Origin of the sequence: Polynucleobacter sp. (assembly GCF_044342855.1) — a bacterium.
Classification (GTDB): Bacteria; Pseudomonadota; Gammaproteobacteria; order Burkholderiales; family Burkholderiaceae; genus Polynucleobacter.
In genome coordinates, this window is the sequence record NZ_JBIIPA010000002.1 from 41,852 (window position 1) to 61,222 (window position 19,371).

A 19,371-nucleotide genomic window follows, 5' to 3' on the forward strand; every position below is an offset into this window, starting at 1 on the left:
ACTCATTACTGCTCAAGTGCTTGGGGATGACTTTGCTTTGCTGGCCCGCTTAGGTTTTGCTGCAGACTTAGTAGCTGCGCTGGCGCCCGCACGTTTCTTCGCTGGCGCTTTAGCAGCAGCACCCACTTTAGGCGCTTTTGCTTCAAACTCAAAACCAATTTTGCCATCTGCGCCTAAGGCGAGATAAGCCTTAAAGCCGCGACCAGTACGGTTGGATTTGAAATTGGCTAGCAAATCTGTTTTGCCTTCCGTGAGCAATTTCTGAACTTGCTCAGTAGAAATTTCTTGTTGCAAAACAACCTTACCTGTTTTGAAATCACACGATTTATCTGGGCCGGTATTTCTTTCGCACAAGTAGCGCATGCCATCTTCGTACACCGCGCCAGAACATTTTGGACAAACGCCCAAAGCCTGACGGCCAGTAAAGTCGATTGCCTCAGATTCATCTTCTTGAGTATTGCCAAAATCAAATTCAAGCTTGAAACCTGCGTTTGGATAATCCTTATCATCTTCAGGAATTTCGCTTAATTTGATAATCGCCGCAAAGGGCCTGCCCATTTTGCTGCGGAATCCTTGCAAGGGTCCGATGGTTTTCTCGCGTAGTAATTCTTCTACTTCTGGATATTCAAATGAACGCCCACCCGGAGTTTTGCTAATGGTAAAGCCACACTTCTCACATGCAAAGCGACGATAGTTTTCTTTAACCGCGCCTTTACAGTGTGGGCACGGTGTAGTCATCGTGGCATAGTCACCAGGGATGGTATCACTGTCATATTCTTTTGCGCGCTTGACAATACGTTGCGTCATCTGTGCAATTTCTTGCATGAAGGTGTCGCGATTCATCTCGCCACGCTCAATCAAGGAAAGTTTATTTTCCCAGCTACCGGTGAGATCGGGCCTAGTTAATTCTTCAACATCCAAGCCACGCAAAAGCGTCATTAGTTGAAATGCTTTGGCTGTGGGTATCAGTTCACGCGCTTCGCGAACCATATACTTTTCTGCTAGCAGGCCTTCAATAATCGCAGCGCGCGTTGCAGGAGTGCCTAAACCTTTTTCTGCCATGGCTTCACGCATATCATCATCATCTACCCACTTGCCGGCACTTTCCATTGCTGATAACAAAGTTGCCTCGGTGTAGCGAGCCGGCGGCTTAGTTTTTAATGAGATGGCGGCGATTGCTTCAGTCTGAACGGTTTCACCTTCCTGTACGGCTACCAACTCATCATCCGCTTGATTGGATCTGCCATATACCGTGAGCCAGCCTGGCGTGACCAGTACTCGACCTTCGGTTTTAAAGTGGTGTCCTGATGCTTCGGTGATGCGAGTGGTGACGCGGAATTCAGCTGCGGGATAAAACACTGCTAAGAAGCGACGTACAACCAAGTCATAGAGTTTTTGTTCTGGCTCGCTCAGGGTCTTTGGAGACTCTAAGGTCGGAATGATCGCAAAGTGATCGGATATTTTTGAGTTGTCAAAAATGCGTTTGTTTGGTTTGATCCAGCCATATCCAGCTTTAGCTTTTGGATCTTTGGGATCACCTTGCAAAATTTGTTTGGCGAAAGCGCGATATTCTTGTGAATGTTCAGCCAAGTTTTCCATGGTCTGCTTCACAGTATCCAGATAATCCTCAGGCAACGCTTTCGCATCGGTACGTGGATAAGTAAGCACCTTGTGACGCTCGTAAAGCGCCTGAGCTAAACCCAAAGTATTTTTAGCGGAGAAGCCAAAGCGTGCGTTGGCCTCGCGTTGCAAGCTGGTTAAATCAAATAGTTGTGGCGCTAGCTGAGTAGCCGGTTTTGCCTCTTCTTTAACGCTCGCCTTTTTGTCGCGACAGGCCGCAACAATACTTTGTGCGGCTGCTTCGCTCCACAGACGATTTTCACGCGCATCTGGAGCGGCAGCATCTTTCTTAAACTTCGGATCAAACCAACGGCCTTCATACACGCCAGCTGCGGCAATAAACTCCGCCTTCACCTCCCAATAATCTTTGGAGATAAATTTACGAATAAGTTCTTCGCGTTCCACCACAATTGATAGTGTGGGTGTTTGTACTCTGCCAACCGTTGTTAGAAAAAATCCTCCACTCTTACTGTTGAACGCGGTCATGGCGCGAGTACCATTAATTCCCACGAGCCAGTCGGCCTCAGAGCGGCAACGCGCTGCATCTGCTAGCGGCTGCATATCACTATCGCTTCGTAGTGAAGCAAAGCCATCACGAATAGCTGCTGGTGTCATCGACTGTAACCAAAGTCGCTTGATTGCTTGGGGTGCTTTTGCGTGCTGTGCAATCAAGCGGAAGATCAACTCACCTTCGCGACCCGCGTCACATGCATTAATCAGTTCATTAATATCTTTGCGCTTAATGAGCTTTTGTAATACCTTAAGCCGCGATTCAGTTTTGGCGATCGGGCGCAAATCAAAATAGGGTGGCACAACCGGAAGATTCGCAAATGACCACTTGCCGCGTTTGACATCAAACTCTTCGGGGGCGGCGATTTCTAATAGATGGCCAACCGCAGAAGAGATAACAAAGTCATCGCTCTCGAAATAGTCCTCGTATTTAGTGAAGCCACCCAAAGCCTTGGCGATGTCATTCGCAACAGAAGGTTTTTCCGCAATGATCAGCGCCTTGGGGTGATCTAAGGCTGAGGTCTTTGAGCTGCTTTTTTTGGTAGTTGCTTTAGTTGCCACGCGTTTTGCCTAAATTTGAGCTTGAAATGATGTTTTTAATGGGTGAAAACGGGCGACCAATTTAAACCAGATCCTAGGCAAGCCCGCCGCACCCCTCTTTTTTATTATTAACCGATAAATTAATAAAAGTCCAAAACCCACATTTTTTGGGGCCTATTTGGGGGTCTTATAAAGGACAAATTTAGTGAAAATAGGCTTTTAAAGCCTTTTAAATGAGGTTTTTTGGTATTTTGGCAACTCCTCAAGAATATCTTCCGGGGATTGAACCAGTTTGGCGCCTTGCTGCAGAAGTTGGTGGCAGCCCCTGGACAAGGGGTGGTGAATCGATCCTGGAATCGCAAAAATCTCCCGCCCGAGCTCGCACCCCAGCCTAGCGGTAATCAGCGAGCCAGAGCGCTCAGCAGCCTCAATTACCAAGATTCCTAGGGCTAGGGCTGCAATGATGCGGTTCCGGCGAGGGAAGTGCCAGGGTTTTGGACCCAATCCTGGGGCCAGCTCAGATACCAAGAGCCCAACTCCAGCAATAGCCTTAGCCAATCGAAGATGCTCTCTTGGATACACGATATCCAGCCCTGTTCCGCATACCGCAAGGGTTGGGCAGTCTTGATTTGATCCAAGAGCACCCAGATGCGCAGCGCCATCAATCCCTTTGGCAAGGCCAGAAACAATGAGATAGCCCTCCGCAGATAAGGCTTGCGCAAAATAATGGGCATTTTTGATTCCTTCTGGGCTGGCGGCGCGCGACCCAACAATAGCAATCATGGGCAAATTCAACAGGCTAATATCCCCATATATATAGAGTGAATGAGGTGGGTCGCATAAATCCAGCAGGCGAGATGGGTAGCCAGGGGTGTCCCGGTGCATTTGAGTGATGTGGGGACTTTTGGGAATGTGCATAAAGCAATTTTCAGCATGGGGCGAGAGAGAACTATCGGGACAGTCTGATTACTCTGTTGGATAATTCCCATATGGCTTTATTAACCGTCCTTTGTTATCCAGATCCGCGCCTACACAAGGTTGCAAAACCCGTGGCGCAGGTAGACGCACGTATCAAAAAAATTGTGGCTGATATGGCTGAGACAATGTACGAAGCCCCCGGCGTTGGTTTGGCTGCAACCCAGGTGGATATTCATGAGCGAATTGTGGTGATTGATGTTTCAGACAATCAAGATGAGTTAATGGTATTCATCAACCCAGAATTAGTTTGGGCAAGCCCAGAAAAAAAATCGTGGCGTGAAGGCTGTCTCTCGGTGCCTGAGTATTACGATGAAGTAGATCGTCCAGCAGTCGTGCGAGTGAAGGCTCTTGATATCAACGGCAAAGAATTTGAAGTAGAGGCGGATGGTTTGCTATCGGTTTGCTTGCAACACGAGATGGACCACTTGCAAGGCAAAGTATTTGTTGAGTATCTCTCGATGTTGAAGCGCAACCGCATTTCTCTCAAGATGAAAAAGCGCGCAAAAGAATTAGTAGGCGAGCGCTAAGCACCCAATGAAAATTGTTTTTGCTGGCACTCCAGGGTTTGCTGCACAAGCAATGCAGGCAATAGATGACGCTGGCCATCAAATTGTCTTGGCGCTTACTCAACCGGATCGTCGTGCGGGTCGAGGCATGCATCTCCAAGCTAGTCCCGTAAAAATATTTGCGCAAGAAAAAAACATTCCTGTCTTGCAACCAGAAACGCTGAAGCGAGAACATGCAGATCCACAAAAGAGGGTCGCCGCTGCACGGACTTATCAATATTTATCTGATATTGAGTTTGATGCGATGGTAGTTGTTGCTTATGGATTAATTCTTCCCCAAGACATTCTTGATATTGCCTCTAGTGATGGTAGATATGGCTGCTTTAATATTCATGCCTCCTTGCTGCCAAGATGGCGTGGTGCGGCGCCGATTCAGCGCGCCATCGAGAGTGGTGATGCCACCACAGGCGTGAGCATCATGCAGATGGATTCAGGCTTAGATACCGGTGATACCGTTTTGGTGGGCGATCTAGAAATTACGCCTCACGAAACTAGTACATCACTTCATGATCGTTTGGCAGTCTTAGGTGCGGAGCTCATGGTCAAGACGCTCAATGATTTGGACAAAGGCCTGGACCTCGCAAGAACTCCGCAGCCCAGTGCAGGCATTACCTATGCAGAAAAAATATTAAAGAACGAGGCAGAGATTGATTGGCATTTAAGTGCCATGGAAATTGATCAACGCATTCGAGCTTTTAATCCATTTCCTGGATCCACTAGCAATCTTCATGGCGAGCAATTTAAGTTTTGGAATTCTTGCTTGCCTAGCAAAATGCCGACACTTCAAAACGCCATTCCAGGACAAGTTTTGGGCTTTGATGGAGATGCTGTGTATGTCCAGTGCGGAGAGGGTGTGGTTGAGGTCTTAGAAATGCAAAAGCCCGGCGGAAAAAAAACAAGCGCCAGTACTTGCCTTCAAAGTTATCGCATACAAGAAAAAATAATGCAGTTCAAGAAAGATTAATTTGACCGATCATAAAACACCACGCAGTCTTCCGCTATCAGAGGCGATTACTATTTCTGCGCAAGCAATTGGCGAGGTGATGGTCGGTCGATCACTTACAGAAGTGTTGGATCAGCTGGATGCACATGAACGGCCCATTATTCAAAGTCTCACCTTTGATGCTTTGCGTAAGTGGGTGAGGTCACATGAGTTCATTCAGCAATTCATTCCAAAGGCGCCACCGCTGGAGGTGGAGTATTTGTTAAGCGTGGCAATCGCTTTGTTTTTGCAGGGCACGACGGATGGCAAAGGTTATGCGGCACACACAATAGTTGATCAGGCTGTAAAAGCCTGCAGTGAATATGAGCCGACGATGTATGCCAAGGGTTTAGTGAATGCTGTGTTGCGTAAGGTGAGTCTTGCAGTTCAGGCTGAGAGTGAAAAGCCTTATCCGCCAGACCCTATCCCCATGTTCTTTCCGCCTTGGTGGCGTGCTAGTCTGAAGCGAAATTATTCCAAAGCTTGGCAGACCATGCTGATTCAGCAGGCTGAGCGAGCACCTTTGATTTTGCGGGTGAATGCTAAACAACATACACGCCAAGAATACCAAGAGTTATTGCATCAAGCTGGCATAGCCGCTGAGCCTATTGAGAATGTTGCTGGGATCACACTAGATTCCGCTTTGCTCTTGCGCGAGCCGGTGCCAGTTTCGGATTTGCCAGGCTTTTACAGTGGCGCAGTGTCTGTTCAGGATGCGGGCGCGCAAATTGCAGCCGTATTGCTTGACCCAAAACCGGGTGAGCGCATATTGGATGCATGTGCGGCACCTGGAGGTAAAACCGCCCATTTACTAGAGCTAGCGCAGTGCGATATGACTGCCTTAGAGCTAGATGGCGAGCGCCTTGGAAAAATTGGCGGCAATTTAGATCGGTTGCGTCTTCAGTCTGACGCTGTTCGAGTAGTGCGCGGTGATGCTTCAAAGGCAGCTTGGTGGGATGGCAAGCCATTCGACAAAATTCTATTAGATGCACCCTGCTCAGCATCTGGCATTGTTGCCAGGCATCCAGACATTCCATTTTTGCGTCGTGAGGCGGATATTAAAGCCCTTCAGCTCAGGCAGCGCACCATATTGGAGCAGGCGTGGAGGATGCTTAAGGTTGGTGGCATGCTTTTGTATGTGACTTGCTCCGTGTTTCCGGAGGAGGGCGAAGAGCAGGCAATTTGGTTTACGGCAGAGCATGTTGATGCGTTACGATTAGGCGCCCCCGGACAAATTTTGCCCGCTGAGCTAAATGACGGTTTTTATTACGCTTTGTTTAAGAAAAATGGTGCATGAGCCAAGGCATTAAACAATTCATTCTTTGTGTTTTGATGGCACTGAGTTTATTTTCAGCAGCAGCAAGCGCAGAGGGAGTCAAACTTAAATCTGCTGACCTTGAGCGGTTGGATGGTGACTGGCTATTAAATGCTACTTTCCAGATTGAGCTAACTCCCGGTCTAGAAGATGCAGTTCAAAAAGGCGTGGTTTTATATTTTCAGACTGAATTTGATGTAACCCGTTCTCGTTGGTACTGGTTTGATGAAAAGCCCGCGCTTGCTCAGCGATTAACGCGCTTGTCCTATCAGCCAATGACACAGCAATATCGTATCGCCTCCGAAGGCTTCACCTTTTCCGCCAAGACAATCTTTGAAGCCTTGCAGGCGGTGGGTAGCATTGGTGGTTGGCGAGTAATTGATGGCAATCAAATTGATCCAAGCAAGTCTTACACTGCGGCATTAAGAATGAGCCTGGATTTGGCTAAGCTACCCAAACCATTCCAGGTAAATGCGCTAAATAATCGCGACTGGAATGTCAGTAGTGATTGGCTACGCTTTCCATTTCTACCAACTGGCCCCAACGTCATTAAACGATGAAGATATCTTTAGACTTCATTGGGCCCAATGCGCTTGAGAAGGATGCGTGGAAGAGGCGCGCTCTGCCCATAGCGATGGCGGTGATTGGTGCCTTTGCTCTCTTACTCTTAGTGCTCCTCTCAATTGCAACATCAAACACCGAGTTTTTTGATAACTATTTTATTTGGCTTTACGCGGCCAACGTAATCATTGGCATTTGTTTAACTTTAGTCATTCTGACTTTGGTGATTGTGATTGCCATTCGTTGGCGTAAGGGCCGATTCGGTACGCGCTTAGTCGCCAAACTAGCCATGATTTTTGCTTTGGTTGGTGTTGTTCCGGGATTAATTTTGTATGGGGTATCTCTGCAGTTTGTATCCCGCAGCATTGAAACCTGGTTTGACGTTAAAGTGGAGTCAGCCTTAGACGCTGGTCTTGAGTTGGGCCGCGTTACCCTGCGCGTTGCGCAAGAAGAGATTTTGGCTGAGGGCAATTACATCGCCGAGCAAATTGTGCAGATTCCATCCGGGGCAACTTCTGAACAAGTTGGTGCCATGGTGATGAAAACCCGCAACCAATTTGGCATTCAAGAGGTGAGCCTATTTAATATTCAGCGCAACTTGATTCTAACTAGCGAGTCACGACTTAAAAAATATTTTCCTGCACCTGGTCCCGATATTGTCGCAGAAGCATTTAAAAAGAAGGGCGTTACCTTCATAGATCAAATTGAAATGGATGGCGGGCAACGCGGCTATCGAGTAAGGGCGATTGTGCCTATTGTGCGTAAAAAAAATATTTCTAGCAAAGGCGATTCTGGTAAAGACATAGAGGATAAATATTTTCTGCAGCTAGTGCGCTTTATTCCTGGCCCCTTGGCTAAGAACATCGTTGCGGTTGAGTCTGCTTACAGAGACTATCAAGAAAAATCATTGGGCAGGACCGGTTTACGAAAAATGTTTGTGGGCACGCTCACATTAACGCTATTTTTTGCATTATTTGTAGCGGTTACTTTGGCCTTGATTCTGGGTCGTCAACTGGCAAGACCGTTGCTAATGCTTTTAAAAGGCACGCAGGCTGTTGCCCAGGGAGATTTGTCCCCCAAGCCAGAGCTCGATACCGGCGATGAGTTGGGTATGCTCACGCGTCAATTTAATGTGATGACTCGCCAGCTCGCCGACACCAGAACATCTCTACAAGAATCCAAATCATTTCTAGAGACGGTATTGGGAAATTTAACTGCCGGTGTTTGCATCTTTGATAAGAGCTTTAATGTAGTGTCTAGCAATGCAGGTGCTGATCGTATCTTTGGGCAAGACTTAACGCAACTGGATGGGCGTCCTCTAGGTGATGGCCCAACTCTTATTGAGTTTGAGCAAGCCATTAAAGAAGGCTTTGCTACGATTAAGCTAACGGTTGGCACGGATGGTGAAAAGCCGACCCTAGAAAAAAATAAACCAGCGCCAGTATGGCAAAAACAAATTCAGCTCCACAGTACAAATGAGTTTGAGAATGAGCCTGGCGTCACATTATTTATTCGCGGAACCGAATTGACTGCAGATTTACGAATGGTGGTCTTTGATGACATTACCGATGTAGTGAGCGCACAGCGCTCCATTGCCTGGAGTGAAGTGGCGCGGCGCCTTGCGCACGAGATCAAGAACCCACTAACCCCTATACAGCTCTCAGCAGAGAGATTGCAGCATAAGTTGGCTGGTAAGTTGAGCCCTGAGCAGGAAGAGATGATGAATCGCAGTACGGAAACCATCATTGCGCAAGTGCAAGCCATGAAAGAAATGGTGAATGATTTTAGGGATTTCGCGAAGACGCCAAGCCCACAACTGAAACCAGTCTCCATTAACATTTTGACCAAAGAGATCTTGGGCTTGTATGAAGGAAGCCCGTTAAGAACCCAGCTTGATTCCCATTGCCCAAATATTATGGGTGACGCTACGCAGCTCAGACAGATTATTCATAATCTTTTGCAAAATGCACAAGATGCCACTCTTGAGGGCAAGCATCAGGCTGAGCCAGTTGAAGTAAAAACAGAATTGGTGTCTTATGGTGAAGTCAATGGCGTGCCACAGAATGCGGTGCGATTAACAATAAGTGATAGCGGTTCAGGATTTCCAGCTAAGATATTAGCAAGAGCATTTGAGCCGTATGTAACAACAAAGAGTAAGGGCACCGGATTGGGTCTGGCGGTAGTGAAGAAAATCGTTGATGATCATGGGGCCAAGATTGAAGTCCGGAACCGCATGCAGGGAGATGAAGTGATCGGCGCACAAGTATCAATTTTGTTTATGAATCTGGCAAAAGAGGCAGCATAAGAATGGCAAGTATTTTGGTGGTCGACGATGAGATGGGAATTCGAGAGCTTCTCAATGAGATTCTGACGGATGAAGGTCACACCGTTTATGCGGCAGAGAGCGCCATGCAGGCACGCACAATCCGTGAGCAAATGCGCCCAGATCTTGTTTTGCTTGATATCTGGATGCCAGACGTTGACGGTATTACCCTTTTAAAGGAGTGGTCCAAGACTGGACAGCTCACAATGCCGGTAGTCATGATGTCTGGACATGCCACGATTGATACTGCGGTTGAAGCTACGCGTATTGGCGCGCTGAACTTTTTAGAAAAGCCGATTGCGCTTCAAAAGTTACTAAAGACAGTTAATAAAGCGCTGGAGAGTTCCCCCAGGTATGTGGAGCCAGATGAAGAGAGGGCTGCGTCAGCATCTACATCAAGCCCAAGCCCTAAGGCAGTGGTCAGCGAACAGGCGCCCCAAGCCCAGGATGGCGAATATATTAGCGGGATAGCAAAAACCTATTTTGATTTGCCGCTGCGAGAGGCTAGAGATTTATTCGAAAAAGCCTACTTTGAACACCAAATGATCATTATGGGCGGTAGCATGACCAAGATTTCTGAATACACGGGTCTCGAGCGAACCCACCTTTATCGTAAGTTAAAAGCTTTGGGAATCGATACGTCGCGCAATAAGGCTGAGCAGTAAAACACCCGCCATCAGTCTTGGCAGCGATTCTTTGAGGCCATTGATGCGGCACACAGCATCGCCGATGCGACGGATAATAATGCCCATATCATTTCGGAATTACTCCTATGGAAATAAAGGTTAACTTTCTCGATAAGTTGCGTCTTGAGGCCAAGTTCGACGACTTCACGGTGATTGCTGATCAGCCCATTCGGTATAAGGGGGATGGGTCAGCTCCTGGACCTTTTGATTACTTTTTGGCTTCATCAGCTTTATGTGCCGCCTATTTTGTGAAGTTGTATTGCGATACGCGCAATATTTCAACTGAGAACATTCGGCTTTCGCAAAATAATATTGTTGATCCAGAAAATCGTTACCAACAGATTTTCAAAATTCAGATTGAATTGCCAGAAGATATCCCCGCAAATGATCGCCAGGGTATATTGCGTTCGATTGAGCGTTGCACGGTAAAAAAAGTTGTTCAAGCAGGCCCCGAGTTTGTTATCGAGGAGGTCAAGAACTTAGATGCGGATGCGCAGACTTTGTTGGCGCTGAAGTCAGCCTCCGATGCGAGCACCTATATTGCGGGAAAGGATTTACCGCTAGAGCAAACCATTGCCAATATGTCCAGCGTGTTGATCAATCTAGGAATTAAGATTGAAATCGCTTCATGGCGCAACCTGATTCCCAATGTGTGGTCTTTGCATATTCGCGATGCGCATTCGCCAATGTGTTTTACAAATGGTAAAGGTTCTACAAAGGAAAGTGCTCTGGCCTCAGCGCTGGGTGAGTATATCGAGCGACTCAGCAATAATCACTTTTACGCCGGGGCATTCTGGGGTGAAGATATTGTAAATAGTACATTTGTTCATTATCCGAATGAGCGCTGGTTTAAGCCGGGGCCAAAAGATTCAATCCCCGCAGAAATGCTTGATGAGTATTGCCTAAAAATTTTTAATTCTGATGGTGAACTGCATGGCTCACATTTAATCGATACTAATTCCGGCAATGTAGAGCGCGGGATTTGTTCCTTGCCATATGTTCGCCAGTCTGATGGGGAGACGGTTTATTTTCCATCAAACCTCATTGAAAATCTCTATGTCAGTAACGGCATGAGCGCTGGCAACACATTGGCTGAGGCTCAGGTCCAATGCCTATCAGAGATTTTCGAGCGGGCGGTGAAGCGAGAAATTATTGAAGGTGAAATTGCTTTACCAGATGTGCCGCAAGAAGTACTTGCCAGATACCCTGGCATTCTGGAGGGCATTCAGAGTCTTGAGGATCAAGGCTTTCCAGTGTTGGTCAAAGACGCATCATTAGGCGGCGTCTACCCGGTCATGTGCGTTACCTTGATGAACCCACGAACAGGTGGAGTATTTGCATCCTTTGGCGCCCATCCAAGCCTAGAGGTTGCTTTAGAGCGAAGTTTAACGGAGCTATTGCAAGGTCGAAGCTTGGATGGCTTGAATGATTTACCCCCGCCCACTTTTGCTAGTGAAGCGGTTACCGAGCCAAATAATTTTGTTGAACACTTTATCGATTCAAGCGGTATTGTGTCGTGGCGATTTTTCAGCGCAAAATCAGATTACGATTTTGTTAATTGGGATTTTTCTGGAAAAGGCGAAAACTCAAATGCTCAAGAAGCCGCCACCTTATTCGGAATTCTTAAATCATTGGGCAAGGAGTCATACGTTGCGGTGTATGACCAGTTAGGCGCGATTGCCTGCCGAATCTTAGTGCCAAGCTATTCTGAGATTTATCCAGTCGAAGATTTGATTTGGGATAACACCAATAAATCGCTGTTATTCCGTTCTGATATTTTGAATTTATCGAACTTAGATGATGCAAGCCTAAGTGCACTGCTTGAGCGTTTAGAAAATAATGAGCTAGATGAGTACGGGGATATTGCTACATTAATTGGTATTGAATTTGATGAGAACACGCCTTGGGGGCAGTTAACAGTTTTGGAGTTGAAGTTATTGATTCATCTTGCCCTCAAGCAATTTGAAGAGGCGCATGAGCTTGTCGGCGCCTTTATTCAATACAACGACAACACAGTCGAACGTAAATTGTTTTACCAGGCTTTAAATGCGGCGCTAGAGGTTTTGCTAGACGATGACTTGGAGCTAGATGACTACTTAGTCAACTTCCGTCGAATGTTTGGCGCCGAGAGAATGGATGCTGTCATGGGCTCGGTCGAGGGAAGTATCCGCTTCTATGGATTGACTCCAACCAGCATGAAACTAGAGGGCCTCGATAGGCATCATCGCTTGATTGATAGCTATAGAAAATTACATGCTGCTAGAGCTAAAACTGTAGATCCCTCTAGTCAGGGCTAGGGCAAGAGCTTTTTGCCACAGATTTACAGCCTTTACCCGGGGCTTATTGATGGTTGACCCATTTTTCAGGCTGGAATGGAGTTTCATTTATAATTCTTACTCTTGGCCTGGTAGCTCAGTCGGTAGAGCAGAGGATTGAAAATCCTTGTGTCGGTGGTTCGATTCCGCCCCGGGCCACCAAGAAACACCAAAACCACCTTCGGGTGGTTTTTTATTGCCCCGTGTGAAACTATCGTTATGAATATTGACGAATACCGCATCGCTACAGCTAGGGATGTTTCAGAGCTAGTCGGCCTGATTAATAAATCATATCGCCCTAACGGCAATGAAGCCGGCTGGACTCATGAGTCAGAGCTTATAGAGGGCGAAAGAGTTAACTCCCAACAACTTACCGAACTCCTTGAGAGGGAGGGCTCGACAGTGTTGCTTGGCTTAAGTAAGACTGAGATTGTGGCTTGTGTGAATGTCAATGAAGAGGGTGGGGCAACTTATATCGCCATGCTGACAGTTAAGCCCTCTTATCAAAATCTTGGTTTAGGTAAGGAAATGCTTCAGCTCGCAGAAGAGTATGCCGAGAATAAATATGCGTCTTCAGAAGTTAATTTATTTGTTATTTCAGAGCGTAGAGAGCTATTTGATTTTTATTTGCGTAGGGGCTACGAGCCCACGGAAGTAAGCTCAGACTATCCAGCAAATGCTGGCGTTGGAAATCCTAAGGTCAGCGGTCTTAAGCTGGTGTTGTTAACAAAACAACTTGGTTAAGCATCCTCAGCCCAGTCGATTCCGCCCTGGGCCACCAAGAAGCACTAAAACCACCTTTGGGCGGTTTTTTCATATGCTACAGAGTTGTTTGGGTTGGTTAATAAGACTACATAGAGAGTGGTCTCTATTTTTCATTGAAGACTGTCCATAAAAGATCTATTCTGATCTTTCATAAACACTGGAGACAAATAATGATTTAAAAATATCTCTATTGCTTGGCGCTGCATCCATTTTGTCTTTGGTTGCCTGTCAGTCAATGGAGCATGGCACTGGTCAAAAAGCATCGGCCACCTTAGACTCACGCTCGGGATCGAATGCCAGGGGAACTGTTAATTTTGTATGGCAAGGGCATGATGTATTGGTTGCTGGAAGCTTTTCTGGTTTGAAGCCAAATGCTGAACAAGGATTTCACGTGCATGAAAAGGGAGATTGCTCCGCGCCTGATGCAGCTAGTGCAGGCGGTCATTTCAACCCAAATACAAAATCACACGGTATGCCAGAAAGTGGCTCAAATCATGCTGGCGATATGCCAAACATCAAATCAGATGCGAATGGTAATGCTGTCTATTCTGCAAAGTTAAGTGGATTTGCTGTTAATAATGGACCAGTTGGAATACTGGGAAGATCCGTAGTTGTTCATCGTGATCCAGATGACTATAAATCTCAGCCCGCTGGAAATTCTGGCCCAAGAATTGCATGTGGCTTGATCAAGTAGGATTAGGCATCTAAGGCATGGTCGATTCTGACCAGAGTCACTAAGAAATACCAAAACCACCTTCGGGTGGTTTTGGTATTAGTGAAGACCTGCTATAAATTGATTAACGATCAATGGAGCTGACGTGACGCAATCGTTACGCTTAGCCATAATATTGTTTTAAACGACAATACAAATACGGGCTGATCACAAGGGCTGCATGTATAAGCTTATCGCTTTTGATGCTTACGGAACATTATTTGATGTGTATTTCATGGGAAAGTTGGTAGAAGATTTATTTCCTGGCAATGGTCCAGCCTTCGCCTTAATGTGGCGTGATCGCCAAATCGAGTACACCCGCTTAGTCACCATGAGCGATCCTAATCCTGGTGGGAGCAGGTACTACCTTCCGTTTTGGGAATTAACAGTTCGCTCGTTGCGTTACGTATGTAAGCGCATGAACTTAAATCTCAGCCCTGACCACGAGAAGCGGTTGATGGATCAGCATGCCAAGCCCACTGGTTTTGAAGATAGCCCGCACGTTCTTAAGACAATAAAAAATAAAGGTATTGCTACAGCAATTTTGTCTAATGGCAGCAGAGAGATGTTGGCGACAGTAGTTGAGAGTGATGGCCTCACCGCTTACTTGGATCAAGTGGTCACCGTCGAGGATGTGCGCTTATTTAAGACCGCCCCTCAAGCCTACGAACTTCTTTTTGTATCGAGCAACGCTTGGGATGCGCTAGCAGCAAAGTGGTTTGGTTTTGATGTGTTTTGGGTTAATCGGCTGGGGCACCCCTTTGAGAAAATTGGTGAGAGGCTGGACTATGAAGGCGGCTCGTTGAGTAAAGTTTTGGAAGTTATTTAGGGCTTGTTAAGTTTAGGGTCGTAAAATGAAGGCTTAATGCCAATTGAGTGTATTCAGCGCTTAACAGGTGCACAGAGATCCCACAAAACCAATATTCAATTGGGCGCTTATATGGCGTTTGTGGCGGGCGCTGTAAATCCTGGTGGTTTCTTGGCTATTTCTCGATATACATCTCATATGAGCGGCATCATCTCTGCAATTGGTGACGATCTAGCGCTTAATGACTTCATTTCAGTTTTGGGCGGCATCTCGCTTTTGCTATCCTTTCTATTTGGCGCAGCTACAACAGCCATCATTGTTAATTGGGGTCATAGAAGAAAAATTCATAGTGAGTTTGCATTACCATTATTTCTTGAGGCTGCTTTGCTATTGATCTTTGGCTTGGTGGGCGCCAACCTCAATTTATATCTACCCTTAACTGTTCCAGCAATCGCCCTTCTTTTATGTTTTGTGATGGGCTTACAAAATGCCATTGTCACAAAAGCTTCTAAATCGAAAATTAGAACAACCCATATGACGGGTGTCATTACCGATATTGGAATAGAGGTGGGGAAGTTAATTTATTGGAATAAGTCTTCTCAAGCCGATGAAGGTGGATATGTCAAAGCAAATAGAGAAAAATTAAAAACGCATTCATTTATTTTCGGAATGTTTTTAATTGGCGGAATAGTTGGGGCGATTAGCTTTAAGACGGTCGGGTATATATCGGTGATACCGCTTTCCCTTTCCCTAGTGTTGACAGCAGGTTTGCAGATTTATCGAGACATCAGGGTGGTATTGAGGTGTTGTTAGCCTTTTCACATTAACTTCAATCAAGATGTTAGGCCCTTACTTCAGCACTAAAAAATAAGGGAGGCAAAGCCCCCCTTATTGCTGAAAGTTACTGCCGTATAAATTATAAGAGATCTGCGTTCATGACCTTAATCCAGGCAGCAACAAAATCATTCACAAACTTTTCCTTGTTGTCATCTTGTGCATACACCTCTGCGTAGGCGCGCAAGATAGAGTTAGAGCCAAATACTAGATCAACTCGAGTAGCGGTCCATTTAGTGTCACCTGTATTGCGCTCAACAATGGCATAGCTATTTCGGCCGGTAGGTTTCCATTGGTAATTCATATCAGTTAAATTGACGAAGAAGTCATTGCTTAATACCCCCTCTCTTTCTGTGAATACACCATGTTTCGTTCCACCATGGTTGGTGCCCAGTACGCGCATGCCGCCTACCAGCGCGGTCATCTCTTGAGCGGTGAGCCCCATCAACTGTGTGCGGTCTAAGAGCAATTCTTCTGGAGTGACAACATAGTTTTCTTTCAGCCAATTGCGATAGCCGTCTGCTAGTGGCTCAAGAACTTCAAATGACTCTATATCTGTCATTTCTTGAGTAGCGTCACCGCGGCCTGGGGTAAATGGCGCCTTGATATCAAATCCTCCAGCTTTGGCGGCCTGCTCAATGCCAATGTTGCCACCAAGTACGATGGTGTCAGCAATGCTGATGCCAGATTCCTTTGAGATTTTTTCGTAGACCGACAAGACTGTTGCCAAACGCTCTGGTTCATTGCCTGCCCAGTCTTTCTGAGGTGCCAAACGAATGCGCGCACCATTAGCACCCCCACGTTTATCTGAGCCACGATAAGTGCGAGCGCTATCCCAAGCAGTGCTTATGAGATCGCTGATGGATAAGCCGCTGGCTTTGATCTTTGTCTTGACGGCTTCAATGCCATAATCATTTGGGCCTGTCGGCACCGGATCCTGCCAGATCAAATCTTCCTTAGGAACATCTGGTCCGAAGTATCTTGCTTTAGGCCCCATATCTCGATGGGTTAACTTAAACCAAGCTCTAGCAAACGTTTCAGAAAAATAGGCTTGATCCTTGTGGAACATTTCTGAGATCTTGCGATATTCAGGATCCATCTTCATTGCCATGTCCGCATCGGTCATCATTGGCATGCAGCGAATAGAGGCATCTTCAACATCGACAGGCTTATCTTCTTCTTTAATGTCGATGGGCTCATATTGCCAGGCACCAGCCGGGCTCTTAGTCAGCTTCCATTCGTAATTGAGCAATAAATGAAAGTAACCGTTATCCCACTGCGTTGGATGTGTTGTCCAGGCGCCCTCAATTCCACTGGTCACCGTGTCTCTGCCAATGTCACGAGTCTTGTGATTCATCCAGCCAAGACCCTGCTCATCAATCGGAGCTCCCTCTGGCGCTGGTCCAAGATTGGCTGCATTGCCATTGCCGTGCGCTTTGCCAACGGTATGGCCGCCTGCAGTTAGGGCAACAGTCTCTTCATCGTTCATGGCCATGCGAGCAAAAGTTACCCGAATATCTTGTGCAGTTTTCAAGGGATCTGGATTGCCATCTACACCCTCTGGATTTACATAGATCAAACCCATCATGACAGCGGCAAGTGGATTAGCCAAGTCTCGTTCGCCAGAGTAGCGACTTCCTTCGCCACCGCTTTTTTGGAGCCATTCTTTTTCTGAGCCCCAATAGATATCTTTTTCTGGATGCCAAATATCTTCGCGGCCAAATGAGAAGCCGAACGTTTTGAGCCCCATAGATTCGTAGGCAATAGTGCCAGCCAGGATCATCAGATCGGCCCAGCTTACTTTGTTGCCGTATTTCTTTTTGATGGGCCACAGGAGGCGACGCGCCTTATCCAGATTGGTGTTATCTGGCCAAGAGTTCAATGGGGCGAATCGTTGATTACCCGTTCCAGCCCCACCGCGACCATCGGCAATGCGATAGCTTCCAGCAGAGTGCCAGGCCATACGAATCATCAGGCCGCCGTAGTGACCCCAGTCTGCCGGCCACCAATCTTGACTATTGAGTAGCAGATCTTTCATGTCGTGCTTAAGTGCACTCACATCGAGCTTTTTCAATTCATCTCGATAGTTGAATGACGGGCCCATTGGGTTTGTCTTTGTATCTTGCTGATGAAGAATATCTAGGTTCAGTGATTTTGGCCACCATGCCATAGGGGTGCTGCTTGATTCGGTATTGGCCCCGTGAGCAACTGGGCACATTCCTTTTGATGTCATTTAGATCTCCTTATGGGTAAATCATTTTTGGTTGGTTAACCCGACTTATTCAGACTAACTGATAAAGCTATAAACGGTCTGTGTGTTTGATGGTTTTTATTCTCCCGCCATGAATGCGATAAGAATATTCATCTCCCGCTCCCTTTGGCGAATTCCGATCGCAAGATTTTTAGCAAGTCCTGCTCATGTTGATGGTTGAGGAAGTACAAGCCCTCTGCAATTCCGGCCAATCTATTTTGGATTTTCATTATTGACTCTCTTCATTGTGTGTTGCGATAGGATCATCTTATTCCTGGTTAGATGATCCGTCCAATGAATAAATATGAACTTATTAATCTAATAAATCGATTATTAGATCAGTTGATCTGGAATTTGACAGACCCATATGCCATCCTTGGGCTGGCGGGCAAATCATTGCAAGGACCTCAAACCTCACTAGCGTATTTGTCGAATTGCCTGAGCATGAGGCGACTCCTCTACTTTTTTCTGATTGCGGCGTTTGGCATTGCCTTTGCGCAAGAGCCGCCCAATCCTTATGACTTAAAGGTTGCCGTCACTAGGGCGGGAGATTGCTTTCAGGTAAATGCAAGCTATGAGGTGCCGATTAACGTGTGCGAAGCTTTTGCATTTATCGCTGACTATGAGGGCATTAAAAGTTTGCCTGGAGTTGTAGATTCAAAAGTGCTCTCTAGATCGGGCAACAAAGTGAAGGTTACCCGTTTGCTTGAAGATAGAATTTTATTTATCCCATTTGAGATGCGCTCTGAGTTGGAGTACATCGAGTTTCCTAACAAAGCGTTGCTTTTTGAGCGGATAAGTGGGGGCGCCAAGTATTACAAGGGAAGTTGGCGGCTCTTACCCGAAAAAGATTTCACTACATTTAAATGCGATGCACAGGTTGAGCCAAATTCTCTTGTGCCATCAGCGGTAATCGAGTTTTTTATCAAAAATGTCTTGCGACGACAGTTTGAATCAATGGCTGAGCTGGCGTCACTCAAGAAGTCAGCCTCTACAAAACCATGTAGGTAGGCTAGTTATTCTTGGGCTAAGATTCAATCTATGATAAATTTCAATCAATTGCCTACTGATCTGCCGATTCCTCAAGATGATGGGGCCGCCGCTCACTTAGTCGGTATGCGCTTACCTGCCATCTCATTGGGCGCGACTAATGCTGGTCAATTTAATCTTGGCGAGAGCAAAGGTCGTCTGGTGATTTACTGTTATCCAATGACGGGTCAACCCAATGTTCCGCTGCCGGAAGGTTGGGATCAAATACCTGGAGCCAGAGGATGCACGCCACAAAGTTGCTCCTTTAGAGATCACTATCAAGAGTTGCGCGCTTTGGGTGCTGATGTTGTAGGCCTGAGTGTGCAGTCTACCGAATACCAAAAAGAAATGGCGGATCGACTGCACTTACCGTTTCCGGTGTTAAGTGATGTGGATTATCAGCTTCAGCAAGCTTTGCGCTTGCCAACTTTTGTTGCTGCTGGAATGACTTTATTAAAGCGCATCACTTTGATTGTGAATGATGGCGTGATTGAAGCTGTGCACTACCCAATATTTCCGAGCGATAGTGACCCAGCTTGGGTGATGGACTATCTAAAAAATAATCCCGCCTGACTT

Annotated in this window: 16 protein-coding genes and 1 tRNA gene; 14 read left to right on the forward strand and 3 right to left on the reverse strand. The window is 46.5% G+C overall.

Annotated elements, in window-relative coordinates:
• Positions 1-12: 12 nt before the first annotated feature.
• Both ACIQZ3_RS01125 and dprA read right to left on the reverse strand, forming a co-directional pair.
• Positions 13-2,691, reverse strand: a complete 2,679-nt coding sequence (locus tag ACIQZ3_RS01125) for a DNA topoisomerase III (protein WP_397389743.1) — start codon at positions 2,689-2,691, stop codon at positions 13-15.
• A 198-nt stretch (positions 2,692-2,889) separates the two neighbouring features.
• A complete protein-coding gene (gene dprA / locus ACIQZ3_RS01130; RefSeq protein ID WP_397389744.1) occupies positions 2,890-3,588 on the reverse strand; it encodes a DNA-processing protein DprA in 699 nt (232 codons plus the stop codon).
• Positions 3,589-3,659: 71 nt separating this feature from the next.
• Here dprA and def point away from each other — a divergent pair, with 71 nt between their 5' ends.
• The 12 genes from def to ACIQZ3_RS01190 all read left to right on the forward strand — a co-directional run bounded on the left by def (position 3,660) and on the right by ACIQZ3_RS01190 (position 15,494).
• Positions 3,660-4,175, forward strand: a complete 516-nt coding sequence (def, locus tag ACIQZ3_RS01135) for a peptide deformylase (protein WP_197712879.1) — start codon at positions 3,660-3,662, stop codon at positions 4,173-4,175.
• 7 nt (positions 4,176-4,182) lie between these two features.
• Positions 4,183-5,178 (forward strand): methionyl-tRNA formyltransferase, encoded by a 996-nt coding sequence (gene fmt / locus ACIQZ3_RS01140; protein WP_397389745.1) that lies wholly within the window; start codon positions 4,183-4,185, stop codon positions 5,176-5,178.
• A 1-nt stretch (position 5,179) separates the two neighbouring features.
• Positions 5,180-6,493, forward strand: coding sequence for a 16S rRNA (cytosine(967)-C(5))-methyltransferase RsmB (rsmB, locus tag ACIQZ3_RS01145; protein WP_397389746.1), 1,314 nt, complete (start codon positions 5,180-5,182; stop codon positions 6,491-6,493).
• Positions 6,490-7,071 (forward strand): DUF4390 domain-containing protein, encoded by a 582-nt coding sequence (locus tag ACIQZ3_RS01150; protein WP_397389747.1) that lies wholly within the window; start codon positions 6,490-6,492, stop codon positions 7,069-7,071. Before rsmB ends, ACIQZ3_RS01150 begins: the two co-directional genes overlap by 4 nt.
• A gap of 74 nt (positions 7,072-7,145) precedes the next feature.
• Positions 7,146-9,377 (forward strand): ATP-binding protein, encoded by a 2,232-nt coding sequence (locus ACIQZ3_RS01155; RefSeq protein WP_397389841.1) that lies wholly within the window; start codon positions 7,146-7,148, stop codon positions 9,375-9,377.
• A 2-nt stretch (positions 9,378-9,379) separates the two neighbouring features.
• Positions 9,380-10,060: a response regulator gene (locus tag ACIQZ3_RS01160; protein ID WP_397389748.1), complete on the forward strand. Its 681-nt coding sequence runs from the start codon at positions 9,380-9,382 to the stop codon at positions 10,058-10,060.
• A 107-nt stretch (positions 10,061-10,167) separates the two neighbouring features.
• On the forward strand, positions 10,168-12,378 hold the full coding sequence (locus ACIQZ3_RS01165; RefSeq protein ID WP_397389749.1) for an OsmC domain/YcaO domain-containing protein: 2,211 nt from the start codon (positions 10,168-10,170) through the stop codon (positions 12,376-12,378).
• 104 nt (positions 12,379-12,482) lie between these two features.
• A tRNA-Phe gene (locus tag ACIQZ3_RS01170) sits at positions 12,483-12,558 on the forward strand.
• Positions 12,559-12,615: 57 nt separating this feature from the next.
• Positions 12,616-13,140, forward strand: coding sequence for a GNAT family N-acetyltransferase (locus ACIQZ3_RS01175; RefSeq protein ID WP_397389750.1), 525 nt, complete (start codon positions 12,616-12,618; stop codon positions 13,138-13,140).
• Positions 13,141-13,396: 256 nt separating this feature from the next.
• The gene (locus ACIQZ3_RS01180; RefSeq protein WP_397389842.1) at positions 13,397-13,855 is read left to right on the forward strand and encodes a superoxide dismutase family protein; all 459 of its coding nucleotides are present in this window, start codon (positions 13,397-13,399) and stop codon (positions 13,853-13,855) included.
• Positions 13,856-14,054: 199 nt separating this feature from the next.
• Entirely contained in the window at positions 14,055-14,702 is a 648-nt protein-coding gene (locus tag ACIQZ3_RS01185) for a haloacid dehalogenase type II (RefSeq protein WP_397389751.1), read from the forward strand.
• A 36-nt stretch (positions 14,703-14,738) separates the two neighbouring features.
• Positions 14,739-15,494, forward strand: a complete 756-nt coding sequence (locus ACIQZ3_RS01190) for a YoaK family protein (RefSeq protein ID WP_397389752.1) — start codon at positions 14,739-14,741, stop codon at positions 15,492-15,494.
• Between the two features lie 103 nt (positions 15,495-15,597).
• On the opposite strand, the gene katG is transcribed toward ACIQZ3_RS01190, so the two are convergent.
• A complete protein-coding gene (katG, locus tag ACIQZ3_RS01195) occupies positions 15,598-17,748 on the reverse strand; it encodes a catalase/peroxidase HPI (RefSeq protein ID WP_397389753.1) in 2,151 nt (716 codons plus the stop codon).
• A gap of 462 nt (positions 17,749-18,210) precedes the next feature.
• Between katG and ACIQZ3_RS01200 the strand changes: the two genes are divergently transcribed.
• On the forward strand, positions 18,211-18,777 hold the full coding sequence (locus ACIQZ3_RS01200; protein WP_397389754.1) for an SRPBCC family protein: 567 nt from the start codon (positions 18,211-18,213) through the stop codon (positions 18,775-18,777).
• A 30-nt stretch (positions 18,778-18,807) separates the two neighbouring features.
• A complete protein-coding gene (locus ACIQZ3_RS01205; RefSeq protein ID WP_397389755.1) occupies positions 18,808-19,368 on the forward strand; it encodes a peroxiredoxin in 561 nt (186 codons plus the stop codon).
• Positions 19,369-19,371: the final 3 nt, after the last annotated feature.

Excerpts from the sequence above, each read along its gene's own strand:
- dprA (WP_397389744.1), bottom strand. The coding sequence starts at position 3,588 with ATGCACATTCCCAAAAGTCCCCACATCACTCAAATGCACCGGGACACC.
- def (WP_197712879.1), top strand. The coding sequence starts at position 3,660 with ATGGCTTTATTAACCGTCCTTTGTTATCCAGATCCGCGCCTACACAAG.
- fmt (WP_397389745.1), top strand. The coding sequence starts at position 4,183 with ATGAAAATTGTTTTTGCTGGCACTCCAGGGTTTGCTGCACAAGCAATG.
- ACIQZ3_RS01150 (WP_397389747.1), top strand. The coding sequence starts at position 6,490 with ATGAGCCAAGGCATTAAACAATTCATTCTTTGTGTTTTGATGGCACTG.
- ACIQZ3_RS01155 (WP_397389841.1), top strand. The coding sequence starts at position 7,146 with ATGGCGGTGATTGGTGCCTTTGCTCTCTTACTCTTAGTGCTCCTCTCA.
- ACIQZ3_RS01160 (WP_397389748.1), top strand. The coding sequence starts at position 9,380 with ATGGCAAGTATTTTGGTGGTCGACGATGAGATGGGAATTCGAGAGCTT.
- ACIQZ3_RS01165 (WP_397389749.1), top strand. The coding sequence starts at position 10,168 with ATGGAAATAAAGGTTAACTTTCTCGATAAGTTGCGTCTTGAGGCCAAG.
- ACIQZ3_RS01175 (WP_397389750.1), top strand. The coding sequence starts at position 12,616 with ATGAATATTGACGAATACCGCATCGCTACAGCTAGGGATGTTTCAGAG.
- ACIQZ3_RS01180 (WP_397389842.1), top strand. The coding sequence starts at position 13,397 with ATGGAGCATGGCACTGGTCAAAAAGCATCGGCCACCTTAGACTCACGC.
- ACIQZ3_RS01185 (WP_397389751.1), top strand. The coding sequence starts at position 14,055 with ATGTATAAGCTTATCGCTTTTGATGCTTACGGAACATTATTTGATGTG.
- ACIQZ3_RS01190 (WP_397389752.1), top strand. The coding sequence starts at position 14,739 with ATGCCAATTGAGTGTATTCAGCGCTTAACAGGTGCACAGAGATCCCAC.
- katG (WP_397389753.1), bottom strand. The coding sequence starts at position 17,748 with ATGACATCAAAAGGAATGTGCCCAGTTGCTCACGGGGCCAATACCGAA.
- ACIQZ3_RS01200 (WP_397389754.1), top strand. The coding sequence starts at position 18,211 with ATGAGGCGACTCCTCTACTTTTTTCTGATTGCGGCGTTTGGCATTGCC.
- ACIQZ3_RS01205 (WP_397389755.1), top strand. The coding sequence starts at position 18,808 with ATGATAAATTTCAATCAATTGCCTACTGATCTGCCGATTCCTCAAGAT.